This window comes from Streptomyces albidus (ex Kaewkla and Franco 2022), assembly GCF_013870515.1.
GTDB classification, from domain to species: Bacteria; Actinomycetota; Actinomycetes; order Streptomycetales; family Streptomycetaceae; genus Streptomyces; species Streptomyces albidus.
The window spans coordinates 1-16736 of sequence record NZ_JACBXA010000126.1 but is presented as its reverse complement, the minus strand read 5'-3'; the positions used below and the strand labels follow the sequence as shown (position 1 = coordinate 16736).

The 16736-nt window shown below is 69.7% G+C and carries 12 protein-coding genes; 2 read left to right on the top strand and 10 right to left on the bottom strand.

Going from position 1 to position 16736, the window contains the following annotated elements; translation table 11 throughout:
* On the bottom strand, window positions 1-1324 hold a 1324-nt coding region (gene nhaA / locus H5J26_RS18620), incomplete at its 3' end, for a Na+/H+ antiporter NhaA (protein ID WP_181767024.1).
* A gap of 248 nt (window positions 1325-1572) precedes the next feature.
* Between nhaA and H5J26_RS18615 the strand changes: the two genes are divergently transcribed.
* Window positions 1573-2691 (top strand): PucR family transcriptional regulator, encoded by a 1119-nt coding sequence (locus tag H5J26_RS18615; RefSeq protein WP_309237968.1) that lies wholly within the window; start codon window positions 1573-1575, stop codon window positions 2689-2691.
* Between the two features lie 390 nt (window positions 2692-3081).
* On the opposite strand, the gene H5J26_RS18610 is transcribed toward H5J26_RS18615, so the two are convergent.
* Window positions 3082-3594 (bottom strand): hypothetical protein, encoded by a 513-nt coding sequence (locus H5J26_RS18610; RefSeq protein WP_181767022.1) that lies wholly within the window; start codon window positions 3592-3594, stop codon window positions 3082-3084.
* A gap of 180 nt (window positions 3595-3774) precedes the next feature.
* On the bottom strand, window positions 3775-4413 hold the full coding sequence (locus H5J26_RS18605; protein WP_181767021.1) for a transglycosylase family protein: 639 nt from the start codon (window positions 4411-4413) through the stop codon (window positions 3775-3777).
* Window positions 4414-5080: 667 nt separating this feature from the next.
* Here H5J26_RS18605 and H5J26_RS32015 point away from each other — a divergent pair.
* Complete coding sequence (locus H5J26_RS32015) at window positions 5081-5722, top strand: GNAT family N-acetyltransferase (RefSeq protein ID WP_210771489.1); 642 nt, start codon at window positions 5081-5083, stop codon at window positions 5720-5722.
* Window positions 5723-5853: 131 nt separating this feature from the next.
* On the opposite strand, the gene H5J26_RS18595 is transcribed toward H5J26_RS32015, so the two are convergent.
* The 7 genes from H5J26_RS18595 to efeB all read right to left on the bottom strand — a co-directional run.
* Window positions 5854-8199: a glycoside hydrolase family 65 protein gene (locus H5J26_RS18595; RefSeq protein ID WP_181767019.1), complete on the bottom strand. Its 2346-nt coding sequence runs from the start codon at window positions 8197-8199 to the stop codon at window positions 5854-5856.
* Window positions 8196-8960: an HAD family hydrolase gene (locus H5J26_RS18590; protein WP_181767018.1), complete on the bottom strand. Its 765-nt coding sequence runs from the start codon at window positions 8958-8960 to the stop codon at window positions 8196-8198. The genes H5J26_RS18595 and H5J26_RS18590 overlap by 4 nt, the downstream gene beginning before the upstream one ends.
* An 84-nt stretch (window positions 8961-9044) precedes the next feature.
* Window positions 9045-10010, bottom strand: a complete 966-nt coding sequence (locus tag H5J26_RS18585) for an ArsR/SmtB family transcription factor (protein WP_181767017.1) — start codon at window positions 10008-10010, stop codon at window positions 9045-9047.
* A 218-nt stretch (window positions 10011-10228) separates the two neighbouring features.
* Window positions 10229-13654 carry a GH92 family glycosyl hydrolase gene (locus H5J26_RS18580; RefSeq protein ID WP_181767016.1) on the bottom strand — a complete coding sequence of 1142 codons (3426 nt, stop codon included), beginning with the start codon at window positions 13652-13654 and terminating at the stop codon, window positions 10229-10231.
* Window positions 13655-13815: 161 nt separating this feature from the next.
* On the bottom strand, window positions 13816-14406 hold the full coding sequence (locus H5J26_RS32295) for a helix-turn-helix transcriptional regulator (RefSeq protein WP_181767015.1): 591 nt from the start codon (window positions 14404-14406) through the stop codon (window positions 13816-13818).
* A 362-nt stretch (window positions 14407-14768) separates the two neighbouring features.
* Window positions 14769-15593 (bottom strand): iron uptake transporter permease EfeU, encoded by an 825-nt coding sequence (gene efeU / locus H5J26_RS18570; protein ID WP_181767014.1) that lies wholly within the window; start codon window positions 15591-15593, stop codon window positions 14769-14771.
* A 22-nt stretch (window positions 15594-15615) separates the two neighbouring features.
* A partial coding sequence (efeB, locus tag H5J26_RS18565; RefSeq protein ID WP_181767013.1) for an iron uptake transporter deferrochelatase/peroxidase subunit occupies window positions 15616-16736 on the bottom strand: 1121 nt, incomplete at its 5' end.

The window sequence follows — 16736 nt, the reverse complement described above, 5'->3', positions numbered from 1 at the left end:
CGATGTCCGGGACGGTGTCCCGGTCCTCGTCCCTGGTCTCCTCCTCCCACAGCGCCCGGTACTTCGCGTTCCTGGTCCTGAGCAGTACGCACGCCACCAAGGCCGACGCCAGCGAAGCGAGCAGCACCGCGCCCTTCACATGCTCCTGCGTGGAGGCGCTGTCGAAGGCGAGCTCGCCCACCAGCAAGGACACCGTGAACCCGATGCCCGCCAGCATCGCGATGCCCGTCACGTCCGACCAGGACAGCGCGGGATCCAGCCGGGCCCGCGTGAAGCGTGCCGCGAGATACGTGCCGCCGAAGACGCCCACGATCTTGCCGACGAACAACCCCAGGAAGACGCCCAGGGATTCGGGCTGGCGGAAGGTGTCGGCGAGCGCGGCACCCGATACGCCGACACCGGCGGCGAAGAGAGCGAAGACCGGCACCGCGAAGCCCGCCGACAGCGGACGCACCCTGTGCTCGACACGGTCGGCCGGTGAACTCCCCTCCACCGGCTCCCCGTCGGGGTCCTTGCGTGGCCGGCCGCTCAGGAGCATGCCCATGGCCACACCCGAAACGGTGGCGTGCACACCGCTGTTGTACATGAGGGCCCACACCGTCACGGCCAGCGGCAGATAGACGTACCAGCCGCGCACCTTGAGGTTGACGTGCAGCACGCGGAAGAGCACCAGCCCGGCCAGGGAACCGCCCAGCGCTGCCAGGTTCAGGGTGGAGGTGTAGAAGACCGCGATGACGAGGATGGCGCCGATGTCGTCGACGATGGCGAGGGTCAGCAGGAACGCCCGGATGCCGGACGGCAGATGGGCGCCGACGATCGCGAGGACGCCGAGAGCGAAGGCGATGTCCGTCGCCATCGGCACCGCCCAGCCGCTCAGCTGTCCGCCGCCCGCGATGTTCGTGGCGAGGTAGACGAGCGCCGGCACCGCCATGCCGGAGACGGCTGCGACGACGGGAAGTGCGGCGGCGGCCGGCCTGCGCAGCTCACCCCTGACAAGCTCCCGCTTCAGCTCGATGCCCGCGGCGAAGAAGAAGAGGGTGAGGACGCCGTCGGAGGCCCAGTGCTCCACGGACAGGTCCAGCCCGAGCGCGGGCACGCCGAAGTGGAAGGAGCGCACGGCTTCGTAGGAATCGCTGAGCGGGGTGTTCGCCCAGATCAGGGCGGCCAGCGCAGCGGCGAGCAGCACCATGCCGCCGACTGTCTCGGTCCGCAGCGCCTCCGCCAGCCGGCGGCGTTCACGCGCGGAGGGGCGCGAGAAGAGGGGGCGCTGCTGTGAGCTTCGGGAGGGGTCCACGGGTCCGGCTCCGGGTACGGGAGGGGGCATAGACGCTCGAAAGCGCCGCCGACCAGACTTCCCGGCACACCATCACTGCGTTGATCATCGCGTGATGAGGACACCGTACCCCGCGGCCGGCGCCCTGCCGAGCCGGCTACGGCCCTGATCCCGCTCGCATACGCTGGGCCGACGGCAGTGCAGGGGGGATGAGAACGGTGGACGACGGCAGACTCAGGAACGGCGGGGGGCAGCCGGATCAAGGCCTGCGGGGTCCCGCAGAGGGGCCTGGCGGACAGGTGGCGCTCAAGGAGGACGCGACCGCCGGTGAGGAGGATTTCCTCGGCGGCTATCCGGAGCTTTTGGCGGAGGTGTCCGCGACCGGGCGTTCCGCGCGCCGCGATGAGCTGGACGAGTTCCGCGCGCTGGGTGAGCTCGCCGCCGAACGCGGCCATGCCCTGCGCGAACTGGTGGACCTCTACCTGGGGCAGACACGTCAGCTGTGGGGGAAGCTGCCGGGAGTCGCCCGGCACGGCACAGCGAGCGAGCGCGCACGTACCGGCGACGCCGTACTCGGCGCCGTCCAGCTGGCGGTGAGCGCGCTCGGCGAAGGGCACGACCGTGCGCAGCGGCTCGCGGTGCGCCAAGAGGAGGGCGAGCGCCGGGAGTTCGTCGACGACCTCCTCTACGGCCGGAGCGACATGGGCCGGCTGGCCGAGCGGGCCCAGCGGTTCGGGCTGCGGCTCTCGGGCGTGCACGCGGTCGCGGTGGCGGTCGGCGCGGAGAAGTACGACGACGTACACCGGACGGTTCGGCGCATCGAACGCGATCTGCTGGGCCGTTTCGGTCCCCGCGACGTGCTGCTGTCCACGAAGGAGGGGCGGCTCGTGTGCATCGCGGCGAGCAGCGACCGCGAGGTGCTGGAGCACTTCGCGCGGCTCGCCGAGAACCCCGGCGCCGACTACCCGGCTGCGGAGCGGGTCGCTGTCGGCCGGGAGCACTCGGGGGCGGGCGGAGTGGTGCGCAGCTATGAGGAGGCGCTGGGAGCGCTCGACCTCGCCGAGCAACTGGGCCTGGACGGCGTGCGGTTGAGCGCGTCGGAGCTCCTCGTCTTCCCCGTGCTCCTGCGGGACCGCGCGGCGATGGCCGACCTGGTGGGGACGGTGCTCGGTCCGCTGACGAAGGCGCGCGGCGGAGCAGAGCCGTTGCTGGAGACCTTGGCGGTGTGTGCGGCGGCGGGCTACGTCAACGCCGAGGCGGCGCGGCGGCTGGGTGTGAGCGTACGCACGCTCTCCTACCGTCTGGAGCGCATCCGCACCCTCACCGGATATACGCCGAACGAGCCGCTTCAGCGCTTCACCCTGGAAGCGGCGGTCATGGGGGCGCGGCTTCTGGGCTGGCCTGAGAAGCCGCTGTGACAGGCCCGTACTGAAGTTGTTCCAGTGGCGCGGAACCAGCTGGGGTTCCGTTACTCACAGGACGTCAACTCCCCATAAAGATTGCCGGGTTCTGGCAATGTGCCTTCGTGCTCTCGGGTGTCACCATACGGATGCGGCGCAAGGGGAAGGACGGCCGCGAGGAGGGGAGGTCCGGGTTCCGGCCACCGTCCTCCGGGCTCCTTCCACGTGCCGGACCACCTGCCTTCGTGCTGGTGGGTGGCGCAAGCCGATGCCCTCGACGGGGGTGAGGGCATCGGCTCCCGCGCCTGCGGATCCGCGGGGCGGGGGAGGCGTCTCCGGCCGCGGAAAGGTCCGTCCGCCCGGTCGGTGAGCGTTCCGTCCACAGCAACGACGGCTTCCTGGTCCCGGTCAAGAACCCTGGGTGTCCACTCCCGGCGGGGCTTCGCGTCGGGCCCGCGTCCTACGGATGCGGCCGAGCACGGTGGAGCACACGCTGTTGATGAAGAAGGCCGCGATGAGCGTCGCGAGGAAGAACAGCCCCGCCGAGGCGGCACCCGGAAGCGACGCGCAGTCCGGGCTCGTCGACTGGTGGCACCAGCGGGGTGGCACCACCGCGAGCCCGTACAGCGTGCCGAGCAGGCCGAGCGCCGCGCACGCCATCGCACCGGGAATCCGCGCACGCCCCCGCACGCGACGGAGACACCGGACCGTGCCGGTACGTCCGGCGAGCACCGCCAGTGCGCAGCTCAGCCCGAATCCGGGTGCACCGCCCGGCCATCCGTCGACGAGTTCGGGCGAGAACCGCACGTGCCGCCACGCCACTTGGAACGCCATCGCCAGCACGGCCAGGCACAGCAGTCCGAGCAGCGACCAGCCGGCGCCCTTCGCCCGCGAAGCCGTGCCTCCGCTCCTGGCTTGCACGGCGTCCGCCCCCTCGCTGTGCCGTCCACACGTTCCGACCGATCATATGGTCGCGCTTCAAGGGCGGCTCGACCGGTACGAGACGGACGTCGGGCGGCGCTCACCCAGTGAGAACAGGCCGCAGCCCGCGCCGTCGGGGGAACGGGCGCGGGCTGCGGCTGTTGAGGGCAGGTGTCCGGCTCAGCCGACCTGCAGCTTCTGACCCGGGTGGATCAGATCGACGTCGCCGCCGACGACGGACTTGTTGTCCTCGTACAGCTGCTTGAGGTCGACACCGTTGGCAGAGGCGATGGAGGCCAGCGTGTCACCGGCCTTCACGGTGTAGTCGCCCTTGCCGCCTTCCTGCGTCTGGTGTTCCGGCTGTCCCTGGGGCTCGCTCTGCTGCGAGTCATCGGAGCCGGAGTCCTCGCCGCCGCTGCCCGGATCGACCTCGGCGGGCGCGCCGTCGGCGGTCAGGCCGCCCTCACCGGCGCACGCCCAGGCGCCCGGACCCTGCTGGTCGAGCAACTTCTCGGCGGTGGCGATCTGTTGTTCCTTGCTCGCCTGGTCGGCGCGCGGCGCGTACTTCGTACCGCCCGCGGCCTTCCAGCTCGATTCGGAGAACTGCAGGCCGCCGTAGTGGCTGTTGCCTGTGTTGGCCTGCCAGTTGCCGCTGGACTCGCACTCGGCGACCTTCTCCCAGGTGCCGACAGAGGCTGCCTGCGCACCGGGCGCCGTCACCATCGGAAGGGCGACGGCCGCACCTGCGACGCCGGTCACGACGGCGAGGCGGGTGGCCTTGACGGACCCGCGGTTGCGGCCCTTGCCGGAGAACAGCATGTTGAGTGATTCCTAACGATCGCGTTGTTCGCCACACGTTCCGTGGCGAACGGGTCGAGCAGTGGCGACCGTAAGCACACCCCTCCGGAGTGGCAAAAACCCATCACGAGTGATCCATCTGCCCATGGAAGGCACCAGGGATCATCATCGGCGCAGGTCACTGCGATAGGTGCGTACCGGACAACCGGGCTTCGGTGGGGCAGGCCGGAGAGAATGGTCACATCAGGGGCGGCGTACATGTGGCGTGGCTCTCCCCAAGAGCCGTCGAGGGGACGCCTGTTGAGGCCGCATGTGGCGCGTGGGACACCGATCTGCATGCGCTGCGGGGGCAGTTGTCGACGGACTTCGGAGCGCCGAGCCGATCGCCCGGTCGAGAAACGTGTAGCTGCTGAGGCCGTCGACGAGGGCGATCGGCAGGATGGCGGCGCCGTCGGAGTCGTGCGTGCCCTGCGTGCCGGCCTGGGGCGCGGGAAGGCGGATGCGGCCGTTCGGCGAGGGGCCCGCAGGGGCGGGACCTGCGAGCACCGGGACCGTCTCGGGCGTGCGGCCAGCCGGTACGTGCGGCGAGCGCGGCCAGTGGCCCCCCATCGGTGTGTCCGTCACCTCGCCAGAAGCCGCGGACGTGGGAAAATGGGCGGGTCCGATCGATGGAGGGGGTGCGCCGGGTGTGACGGAGATCCGCACCTTCACGGAGGCCGACCGGGGCGAGCTGCGCGAACTGTTCGGCTGGGCCGGCGAAGGCTCCCCGACCGCCTCCCTGTGGGGGCACCAGGAGTCCGAAGCGGCCGTCTACCTCGATCCGTACATGGACATCGCACCCGACTCGCTCTACGTCGCCGTCGTCGACGGAGCGCTGGTCGGCTACCTGGCGGGGTGCCTCGACGACTCGGCGCTCCCCAGTGAGGGCGCCCGCATGTCGGCCGCCATCAGGGTGCACCGGCTGACCCTGCGCGCCCGGCCTGCGGCCTTCTTCGCGCGCAGCGTGCGCGACCTGGTGGGCGCCGCGATCCGCAAGGAGCCCACCGCCGGCGGCTTCGCCGACCCCCGGTGGCCGGCGCACCTGCACATCAACGTGGCGTCGGCCGCACGGGGGACCGGAGCGGCGGACGGACTCATGAGCCGGTGGCAGGACCGGCTCCGGGAAGCAGGCTCGCCCGGCTGCCACCTCCAGACCCTGGCGGAGAACACCCGCGCGGTGCGCTTCTTCGAACGCATGGGATTCGCCAAGCACGGTGAGACTCCGCTCGTGCCCGGGCTGAGGTACGACGGCGGGCGGCTTCACCAGCAGACGATGGTCTGGAGTCCGTGAGGTCGTTCCGCCTGCGTGCGAGCGGGAGTTGAGACCTCGGGTGATGCCGCCCGCCGTGCAGCGCCGTGTCGTGCCCTGGCCTGCGACTCGTCGCTGAGGGGGCGCGCAGCCGCCGGCCCCGCCCTGCGTGCCTAGTGACGGCTCGCAGGGCGGCGTCCCGGAGGCTGCTTCGGCTCGGGGAGCTCCGGCGGGCGCTGCACCTTCCTCTTGCGCAGCTCCGTGCCGTTCACCGTGAAGCGTTCGCCGTAGTGGCAGATCTCCATCGGGGACCCCTCGACCAGGGTGTAGGTGGCGACCGAGTCGCTGATCTCCACGCGCAGCCGCCGCCCCTTCACCTGCACGGTGAAGGCGAGCCTGCTCAGCCGCTCCGGCAGCTTCGGTGCGAACTCCAGGATGCCGTCGTGGTGCCGCATTCCGCCGAAGCCGCCGACCAGCGCGATCCACGTACCGGCGAGGGAGGCGATGTGCAGGCCGTCGCGGGTGTTGTTCTCCAGATCGGCCAGGTCCATCAGCGCCGCCTCGCCCAAGTAGTCGTAGGCGAGGCGCAGATGACCGACCTCGGCGGCCATGACCGACTGCCAGCACGCCGAGAGCGAGGAGTCGCGGACGGTCAGCTGCTCGTAGTACTCGAAGTTGCGGGCCTTCTCCTCGTCGCTGAACATCTCGCTGTGCCGGCACATGGCCAGCACCAGGTCGGCCTGCTTGACGACCTGCTTGCGGTACAGCTCGAAGTACGGGAAGTGCAGCATCAGCGGATAGTGGTCCGGGCCGGTGCCCTCGAAGTCCCACAGCTGGTGCCCCGTGAAGCCCGCCGACTGCTCGTGCACGCCCAGGTCGTCGTTGTACGGCAGTGCGATGGCGTCGGCTGCGTCGCGCCAGGCCGCCGCCTCCTCGTCGTCGACGCTGAAGGCGGCCGCCTCATCCGGGTACCGCTCGATGACGTTGGCCGCCTCCCGCAGATTCTCCCGCGCCATGAGGTTCGTGTAGACGTTGTCGTCGGCGATGGCGCTGTACTCGTCGGGCCCGGTGACCCCGTCGAAGTGGAAGGCGCCCTGGTGGTCGTGGTGGCCCAGCGAATGCCACAGGCGGGCCGTCTCCACGAGGATGGGCACCGCCGTCTCCCGCTCGAACTCCTGGTCTCCCGTGGCCGCCACGTACCGCACCACCGCGTCGGCGATGTCGGCGTTCACGTGAAAGGCGGCGGTGCCGGCCGGCCAGTAGGCCGAGCACTCCGAGCCGTCGATCGTGCGCCAGGGGAACGCCGCCCCGCGAAGGCCGAGTTGCTCGGCGCGTGCCCGCGCCGCCGGCAGCGTGTCGTGCCGCCAGCGCAGCGCCTCGGCGACCGACCGCGGAGAGGTGTAGGTCAGCAGCGCCAGTACGAACGTCTCGGTGTCCCAGAACGAATGGCCGTCGTAGCCCGATCCCGTCAGTCCCTTCGCCGGGATCGCACGCCGCTCGGCGCGGGCGCCCGCCTGAAGGACGTGGAAGAGGCCGAAGCGCACGGCCTGCTGGATCTCCGCGTCGCCGTCCACCTCGACGTCCGAGCGTGCCCAGAAGTCGTCGAGGTAGGAGCGCTGTTGGTCGGCCAGGCCCTGCCAGCCCGTGCTGCAGGCCCCGGCCAGCGCGGCGTCGACCTGGTCGCGTACGGCAGGGAGCGAACGGACGCTGGACCATCCGTAGGAGACCGTCTTCTCCAGACGCAGCGGCTCACCCGGCTTGAGCACCGAAGTGACCGTGAGGCGGCTGACGTTCTCGCCGCTCTCACTCGAAGTGCGGGTCCCCTCAGGGCCGTCGACCGTGTGGTCGGCAGCGGCAGCGACGCGCAGTCCGCTCTGGCGCGTGCAGTGCACCAGTCGGAGCCTCAGCCCGGAGGCGAGGTTCTCCTCCGGCTCCAGCGGGGACTCGAGCGCGGCGGAAGCACGGGGATCGCCTGCGATGTGGGGGAGTTGCTCGTTGGCCACCAGCTCGGACTGGATGACGACGCGTACCTCGCGGTCCAGAGGCTCGACCTCGAAGGCGATCGCTGCGATGGAGCGTTGGGTGAAGGAGACCAGCCGAGTGGAACGCACGCGGACGGTGCTGCCCGCCGGCGACGTCCACTCGCAGGTGCGGTGCAGCACCCCGTTGCGCAGGTCCAGCACACGCTCGTGCGAGAGGAGGCGTCCGTAGCGCACGTCGAAGGGCTCGTCGTCGACGAGCAGCCGGATGACCTTGCCGTTGGTGACGTTGATGACCGTCTGGCCCGACTCGGGATAGCCGTAGCCCGCCTCCGCGTACGGCAGCGGATGCAGCTCGTGGACGCCGTTGAGGTACGAGCCGGGCAGGCCGTGCGGCTCGCCCTCGTCGAGGTTGCCCCGCCAGCCGACGTGGCCGTTGGAGAGCGCGAAGACGGACTCGCTCTGCGGCAGCACGTCCAGGTTGAGCCCTGTCTCCCGCAGTGCCCAGGGTTCGCAGGCGTAGGCGCGGTGCGTGATCATGAGTGGTCCTCCAGGTCCGTGACGGCCTCCGGGTCTGCGAGTTCGGCGAGGTCCTGGACGACGACGTCGGCGCCGTGCCGGCGAAGAGCGTCTGCCTGGCCGACCCGGTCGACGCCCACCACGTACCCGAAGTGGCCGGCGTGGCCCGCGTCCATACCGGCAAGGGCGTCCTCGAAGACGGCGCATGCCCCTGCTTCGACATCGAGGTCGCGTGCGGCCTCCAGGAAGGTGTCGGGCGCCGGCTTGCCGGGCAGCTTCCGCTCGGCTGCCACCACCCCGTCGATGCGTACGTCGAAGAGGTCCTCGATGCCGACGGAGGCGATGATGTCCCGGCAGTTGGCGCTGGAGGAGACCACGGCCGTCCTCAGGCCCGCCTTCCGTACGGCCTTGAGGTAGCGGACCGAGCCGGGGTACGCCTCGACGCCGTCCTTGCGGATCTTCTCCAGGAGCAGTTCGTTCTTGCGGTTGCCCAGGCCGTGCACCGTCTCCTCGCCGGGGGAGTCCTCGGCTCTCCCCTCGGGCAGCTCGATGCCGCGGGAGGCCAGGAAGGTGCGTACGCCGTCGGCGCGCGGACGCCCGTCGACGTACTCGTCGTAGTCGTCGGGGCTGAAGGGGCGGTAGCCGTCACCCTCGCGGCGCCGCAGGAAGTCGTCGAACATCTCCTTCCATGCGGCCGCGTGCACCACGGCCGTCCTGGTGAGCACACCGTCGAGGTCGAAGAGGCAGGCGCGCACGCCCTGTGGCAGACCCAGCGTCGTCATGCGGAGCCGAGTCCCCTCCCTGCACTGTTCGCATGCCTGACGCGTGGGCCAGATGCAGCAGCGGGGTACGCCTCGCGGCACTTCTCACGGATGCTCGGAGTGGGCCATCAGGTCGAGGCCGAGCGGAGTGCACCAGTGCTGGACGGCCTTGCCGTCGCGGAGGCTGGTGATGAGCCCGGCCTCGCGCAGCGCCTTGGTGTGCGTGGAGACGGAGGCGGCGCTGACCTGGAGTTCCCGTGCGATGCCGGTGGTGGAGTGCTGCCCCGTCAGCAGGCGCAGGACGGCCGCGCGGGTGGACCCGAGCAGAACTGCCAGATGATCGCGGTCCGTTGGCGAGTCCAGCAGCGGCAGGGGTGTGAGCGCCGGGTGGATGAGGATCGCGGGCCCGTCGTCGTGGCAGGCGACGAGCGGTGGGCCCGTCCAGAACAGGGAGGGCTGCAGGACCAGGCCTCTCCCGCCGAGGGTGACGTCGACGTCGCGGGGGTAGTCGGCCTCCAGGGTCGTCCCCCGCCAGCGCAGAGCAGGCGACAGCCCGGCGAGCGTCTCCCGCAGCCCGTGGCGGGCGAGTTGGCGGCTGCGCCAGGCGACGTCCGTACGGAAGGCCGCCTGGAGCCGTGCCCACTCGGAGGAAAGCAGGTGGTCGTGGGCGCCGCGGACCGCTTCCGCCAACTCGCCCCACGCTTCCCGGTCCTGGCGGGCCAGTCGGCGTATCCACGGGGTGAGCGGCCGGTCCATGCCGCACATGCGGCGCAGCTCGGCGCGGGCGGAGGGGCCGGGCGTGGACATGATCTTCTCGAGGCCGTCGTCCAGGCCGTAGCCGGGCGGGTCAAGGAAGTGCGGGCCGGCTCCTCCCGGCGAGAGCAGCTGCCCCAGCGGCCGCACGTGCCGCGGCAGGGTGTGCCTGCGCTGCTGCTGCCAGCGCCGTACGCCCGGACGGGGATCGCCGCGGCCCAGCATGATGAAGGCCAGTTCGGTCTCCAGCAGAGGAGAGGGCTCGTCGGCCGTGGTGACACGCAGCAGGTCCTCCACGGTGAAGTGCAACCGCAGCATGGCTCCGCCCTCCCCGCCTCGCCGCATCCGCCGGCCGGTGCGGCGCACCGGTGAACGCCCCACCATTCAGCCACAGTTGAAAGCATCGCGCTTCGCCGTGGCCGGGATCATCATCGACCTCGCCGGACCCGGGGGGTGGGGCGGTGCCGCCCGGTCCTGCGCAACAGGGGTGCCGCAGGGCCGGGACGGGACGGGCGGAGGCCGCCGAACCCCCGCCGTCAGCCGATCAGTTCGATCTCGGCGAGAGTGGATTCGCCTTCCGGCACGAGCCTGTAGTGCCGGTACGCGCCGGGGTCGTCGACGGCGAACACACGGGTCTGCCTGTCCCATTCGAAGGACTCGCCCCTGCGCCGGTCCACGGACTTCCACTTCTCACCGTCGTCCGACGCCTGAAGGACCCACGATCCGGGAGCCTTCCCCCGGTCCGCGGAGGTCAGCGTGTAGGAGCGGACGGGCTCGTCGCGCGACCCGGGCTTCACATCGATCGCGGCCTCGGAGAAGGCGGACTCCGTCCCGGAGGTGTTGTCCAGCAGCGGCGTGTCCTTGCCCGGCACGGTCAAGTCGCCGGGCGGCGAGGGCACCTCGTCGCCCCGGGTGATCGAGGAGGGCGCGTTCTTCTCGCCGGTGCCCCATCTGGAGGGGCTCGGCCCCATGTCGAACTCGAGGGTGCCGCCGCGGGCGATCAGCCCGTGCGGCAGCGAAGTGGAGTGCCAGGTCTTGCCGTTGACCTTCAGCCCCTGGACGTAGACGTTGCGGGCGCTGTTGTCCGGAGCCTTGACCACCAGGTCGCGTCCGTTCTCGAGATGGACGGTCGCCTTGGTGAACAGCGGTGAGCCGACGGCGTATTCGGGCGATCCCATCACCAGCGGGTAGAAGCCGAGGGCGCTGAAGACGTACCAGGCGGACATCTCGCCGTTGTCCTCGTCGCCCGGGTACCCCTGGCCGATCTCACTGCCGAGGTAGAGGCGGGAGAGCACGCTCCGGACCTTCTCCTGGGTCTTCCAGGGCTGCCCGGCGGCGTCGTAGGTGTAGGCGATGTGGTGCGAGGGCTGATTGCTGTGCCCGTACATCCCCATCCGTACGTCACGGGCCTCGGTCATCTCGTGGATGACGTCGCCGTAGGAGCCGGCGAACTCCTTCGTGGCCGTCTCCGGCGTGGAGAAGTAGGTGTCCAGCTTCTTCGCAAGGCCTTTGCGGCCGCCGTAGAGATTGGCCAGGCCCTTGGTGTCCTGGGGGGCGGTGAAGGCGAAACTCCAGGCGTTCGTCTCGGTGTAGTCGTGTCCCCATACGCGGGGGTCGAACTCACCCGGTGGCAGTCGCCAGCTGCCGTCCGCGCCCTTGCCCTGGAAGAATCCGACATTGTCGTCGAAATGCTTCACGTAATTGCGGGCGCGGCCGAGGAAGTACTCCGACTCCTCCTTGTAGCGAGCCTTGTGGGTCTTTTCGTACAGCGACTTGCCCATGCGCGCGATGCCGAAGTCGTTGAGGTATCCCTCCAGGGCCCAGGACATGCCCTCCTTCGTCTCGGTGCTCGTATATCCGAGGAAGGGGGAGGTGCTCATGCCCTTCCGTCCGACTCCCGCCTCGGGCGGGGCGACGGTGGCGTTCTTGAGAGCCGCGTCGTAGGCGGCCTCGGCGTCGAACTTCACACCCTTGGCGTGGGCGTCGGCGAAGGCGACGTCCGAGCTGGTGCCGGTCATCAGGTCCGCGTAACCGGGCGAGGACCACCGCGAGATCCAGCCGCCGTCCTTGTACTGCTGGACGAAGCCGTCCGCCATCTTTCCCGCCCGCTTCGGCGTGAGCAGCGAGTAGGCGGGCCAGGTCGTGCGGTAGGTGTCCCAGAAGCCGTTGTTGACGAAGACCTCGTCGCCCCGCTCGGAGGGCCCCAGGTCGACGACCTTCGCGCCGGTGTGCGTCGGGGTGTCCTCACCTGTGGGCTTCGAGAAGGGGCTGGCGTAGCGCGTACGCGAACCGACCCGCTCCGCCCCGGAGTTGGGGTAGAGGTAGAGCCGGTAGAGGTTGGAGTAGAGGGTGGTGAGCTGGTCGCGGCTGGCGCCCTCGACCTCGATGCGGCCCAGGATGTCGTCCCACTTGTGCTGCGCCCGCTGCCGGACCGCGCCGAACGAGGCGTCCGCGGGGATTTCCCGCGTCAGGTTCGCCTTGGCCTGGTCGACGCTGATCAGCGAGGTGGCGATGCGCATGGTGACGGTGCGGTCGGCGCCCGGCTTGAAGCGCAGGTAGCCGGTGACGTCCTTGCCGCCGCCGCCCTCGAGCTTGCCGCCGGCGCTCACGGAGGAGTCGAAGGCCGCGTACACGAACATCCGGGTGGCACCGGTGGACGACTTGCTCTTGACGTCGGAGAAGCCGGAGACGGTCCCCGCCTTCTCGTCGAGCGTGAGCCCGCCCCGGTTGTCGACGTTGTCGAAGATGAGGTTCGCGTCGTCACCGGGGAAGGTGAAGCGCATCATCGCGGCGTGGTCGGTCGGAGTGATCTGCGTCTTCAGGCCGTTGTCGAAGGTGACGCCGTAATAGTGCGGCCTGGCCTGCTCGTTGCCGTGGTGGAAGGGAAGCGCGCGGGCCTTCCGCGAGGCGTCCGGCTTGCCTTCGGCGGTCGAGGGCATGACCTGGAACGTCTGGCGGTCGCCCATCCACGGGCTCGGCTCATGGCTGGCGCCGAATGCCTGCAGCGTGGGGAGGTTGTCGTCGTTGTTCTTGCGCGCGTAGTCGTAGAGCCAGTCCGTGGAGCCCGCATCGGTCACCGGCGTCCAGAAGTTGAACCCGCCGGGGACGGCCGTCGCCGGAAAGGCGTTGCCGCGCGAGAACTTGCCGCTGGAGAGGGTGCCGCGAGTGGTCTGCGCGTAGTCGGAGAGGTGCGCGAGCCGCTTCTCGTGAGCCTTGGGCGCGATGGAGACGTCGTCGACCCAGCCGCGGAAGTCGCTCTCGCCCTCGGCCGAGTCGTAGGCGACCAGGATCCGGTCGACGGTCTTGCCCGCCGCGACGGCGCCGATCCGCGACTGCCTGGTGTTCCACTGGTTGGCATACAGCGTCTTCGCGTAGGCCTGGCCCTGCGGTGTCAGCTCGGCGCCGTTCTGGTCGGTGGCGCCGAGGTCGCTCAGATACGTGCCGTCCGTGAAGGCCAGATCGAGGGAGGCGTGCGTCGCGGGATAGTCGAGGTCGGTCTTCGGCAGCTCGGGGAAGAGCTTGTAGGAGAGTGAAGTACGGCTGGTCACACGGGTGTTGACGTCGAAGACCCTGTTGTAGGAGTACCCGCGCCCGCTTGCGGTGTGCTTGCCCGCGTAGCGCAGCGAGTGCTTCCCCGTGACGCCCGCACCGTCCTTCGAAGTGGGGGTGTCGGCGGGGCCGGTGCCGGTGCGGCTGGTCATGCCGGCGGTGCCGGGCTCGGACTCGCGCTCGACGCCGGTGGTCTTCTTCTCGCCCTCCGGCGTGGTCTCCACGCTGTCCGACCAGTCGGGGGCGGCCTCACCCGGCTCGAAGGAGGAACGGAAGCTCACCGAGGGGCTCGTCGGCGGAGGTGCGGCGCTGGCGGAGCCCTGTGCGGTGACGAAGAGCAGTGCCGCCGTGAGAAGCGCCGCGGTACGCGCGATGCCGGGTCTGAGCCGTCCGCTGCGTGGTCTGTGCCGCACGTGAGCCTCTCCCCGAGGTTGACATCGTTGTCCCGCTGATGGCGCAGAGGATAAGTAATGTCAATGGGACGGTTGGTGTCAAGAGCGCCTGATGAGGGCCTGTATGGATGGAATCCGGGTGGCCCGGCCGGGGAAGCGGCACGGCCGGGCCACCCGGAAGTTCAGAGCCAGCCGCGCTTGCCGGCGATGCACGCCGCATCGAAGCGATTGCGCCCGCCCAGCTTCTTGATCGCGCTGGATGTGAGGTTCCGTACGGTCCCGGGGGAAAGGAAAAGCTCGGCCGCTATTTCCCTTATCGGAGCCCCTTCGGAGGTCAGCCGCAGCACCTCGCGTTCCCTGTCGCTGAGCGGCCGGGATTTGCCCGCGGGCTGGCGGATCACCTTCGGGTCGATGCGGGAGCAGCTGGTGCCCAGGCCCCGTATCGCCCGCACGAGATGGGTCAGGCTCGCGTCGTCGGGGACGAAGCTGAACACCCCGTCGGCCGGGGCGTGGTCCCGGGAGCTGCGGGTGGGGTCGGTGCCGATGACGGCGATTCCGCATTGGGGGGCCACCGCCCGGAGTTCGTCGGCGAGAGAGAAGTCGCCGTCGCCCTTCGTGCTCGCGCCCAGAACGGCTACCGAAGGAAGTACGCGCAGTACGGTGGGAACTAATTCCTTGCAATCATTGACGACTTCGACGACCTCGAAGTCGCGAACAAGCCTGAGAGTTTCGGCGATAGCTTCCGAAAAAAGGCGTCTCTCTTCGCCGATCACAATACGAGTACTCACTTGTAAAGGCCCCCGTCAGGCTCTCGGTCAGTAGCCCTGCGCGTTCGTACAGTTCCATAAGGAAACAGAACTGGTCAAGGCTCTGTCGACTTTTGGTGTCCGACTGGGGGGCCATATGCAGCTATGTCTGTTTTGAAGCCGAAACTTTGAGCCTGTTCTGAGCTTTCAGATGTCAATACCAATCGCTTCCTCTTGTGAAGATCGAATGCCATGGAAAGACTGCGCGGAACTGTTCGTTTGCAGGTCGCAAGAGCAATGCAAGCAAAGCCGAATGGTGGTCGTCCGCGCTCAGGGAACCGCTGGTGAACGGCCCCCCGCAGCGCTGGAAGGGCGGAGTTCGGGGCCCTTCACCCCTCGACGGCGACGGGCTTGCGTTCCGGCTGCTTGCGAAGGAAGAGGTAGAGCACCGGCACGACGTACAGCGTCCACACCCAGGCCTGCACGACGGTCGGGTCCGGTTGGAAGTTGACGGTGCCCTTGAGCAGCACGCCGTACCAACTGTCCACGGGAACCGCCGAACTGATGTCGAAGGCCTTGTTCTGGAGGCCTCCCAGGAACTCGGCCTCCTGGAGGTCGTGCACGCCGTAGGCGAGCACCCCCGCCGCCACGACGATCAGCAGACCGCCGGTCCACGTGAAGAACCTGGCGAGGTCGATCCGCAGCGCACCCCGGTAGAACAGCCAGCCCAGGGCAACCGATGTGGCGATGCCCAGCAGCGCGCCCACCAGCGGCCGCACGCCGTCGTCCGCCGCGTCCACCGACCGCCACACGAACAGGGACGTCTCGATCCCCTCGCGGCCCACCGCCAGGAACGCCGTCGCGACCAGGGCGCCCGGCCCCACGGCCAGCGCCGCGTCGAGCTTGCCCTCGAGTTCCTTCTTCAGATGACGGGCGGTCCGCCGCATCCAGAAGACCATCCACGTGACCAGGCCCACGGCGACGATCGACAGGGATCCGCCGATCGCCTCCTGCGCCGTGAACGTGAGTTCCTGGGTGCCGAATTGGAGGCCGGCGCCGAAGGCGAGGCTCACCGTGACCGCGACGGCCACGCCGATCCAGACGGGCAGGAGCTTCTCCCGGTTGTCGGTCCTGACGAGGTACGCGATGAGGATGCAGACCACCAGACTGGCTTCCAGCCCCTCGCGCAGCCCGATCAGATAGTTGCCGAACACGTCGGTTCCCTTCCGTTGGAAGTCAGGAGAAGAGCTGCCGGGCCCACCAGTCGCCCGAGTCCCGGACGCCGGGCGGTATCGCGAAGACCGCTGAACCCACGTGCTGGATGTATTCGTTGAGTTCGGTGTCGTCGCGGGCGAGGTGCCGCTGCAGCGGGATGAAGCCCTCCCGCACGTCGCGCTGGTACGCGAGAAAGAACAGGCCGGCCTCCAGGCGGCCCAGACCGTCCGTGCCGTCCGTGAAGTTGTAGCCGCGCCGCAGGATGCGGACGCCGTTGTTGGACTCGGGGTGCGCCAGCCGCACATGAGCCACGGGCGCCATCGCCGAGAGCTTCACCGGGTCGCGCTCGTGGCGGCGGCCCGCCGGAGCCCCCTCGCCCTTGCTGCGGCCGATCATCATCTCCTGCTCGGACAGCGGCGTACGGTCCCAGATCTCGATGTTCATGCGGATGCGGCGCGCCACGAGGTACGAGCCGCCCGCCATCCAGTCCGGGCCGTCCTTCTTCCCCGCCCACACGTGCTTGTCCAGCGCCGCGGTGTCGACACCGGAGATGTTGCGGGTGCCGTCCTTGAAGCCGAAGAGGTTGCGCGGGGTCTGGGAGTCGGGAGTCGTCGAGGAGGTCTTGCCGAATCCGAGCTGCGACCAGCGGACCGTCACCTTGCCGAAGCCGATGCGCGCCAGGTTGCGGATGGCGTGCACCGCAACCTGAGGGTCGTCCGCGCACGCCTGTACGCACAGGTCGCCGCCGCTGCGCTTCGCGTCGAGGTTGTCGCCGGGGAAGCCCGGCAGTTCCTGGAGTGCCTCGGGCCGCCGGTCCTTGATGCCGAACCGGTCCTTGCCCTTGTCCTCGAAGAGGGAGGGGCCGATGCCGAAGGTGACCGTGAGGCGTGAGGGCTTCAGCCCCAGCGCCTCACCGGTGTCGTCCGGCGGTCCCCAGGCGGGGCCGCCGACCGCGCCCTCCCCGACCTCCTCGCCGCGTGCCATGCGGGAGGCGGCGCGCGTCCACTCCTTGAGCAGGCCGATCAGTTCGGCACGGTCGTCCGTGACCACGTCGAAGGCCGCGAAGTGCAGCCGGTCCTGTACGGGCGTGGCGATGCCCGCCTGGTGCCGGCCGTGGAAGGGCACGGGCCCTCCGGAGTCGG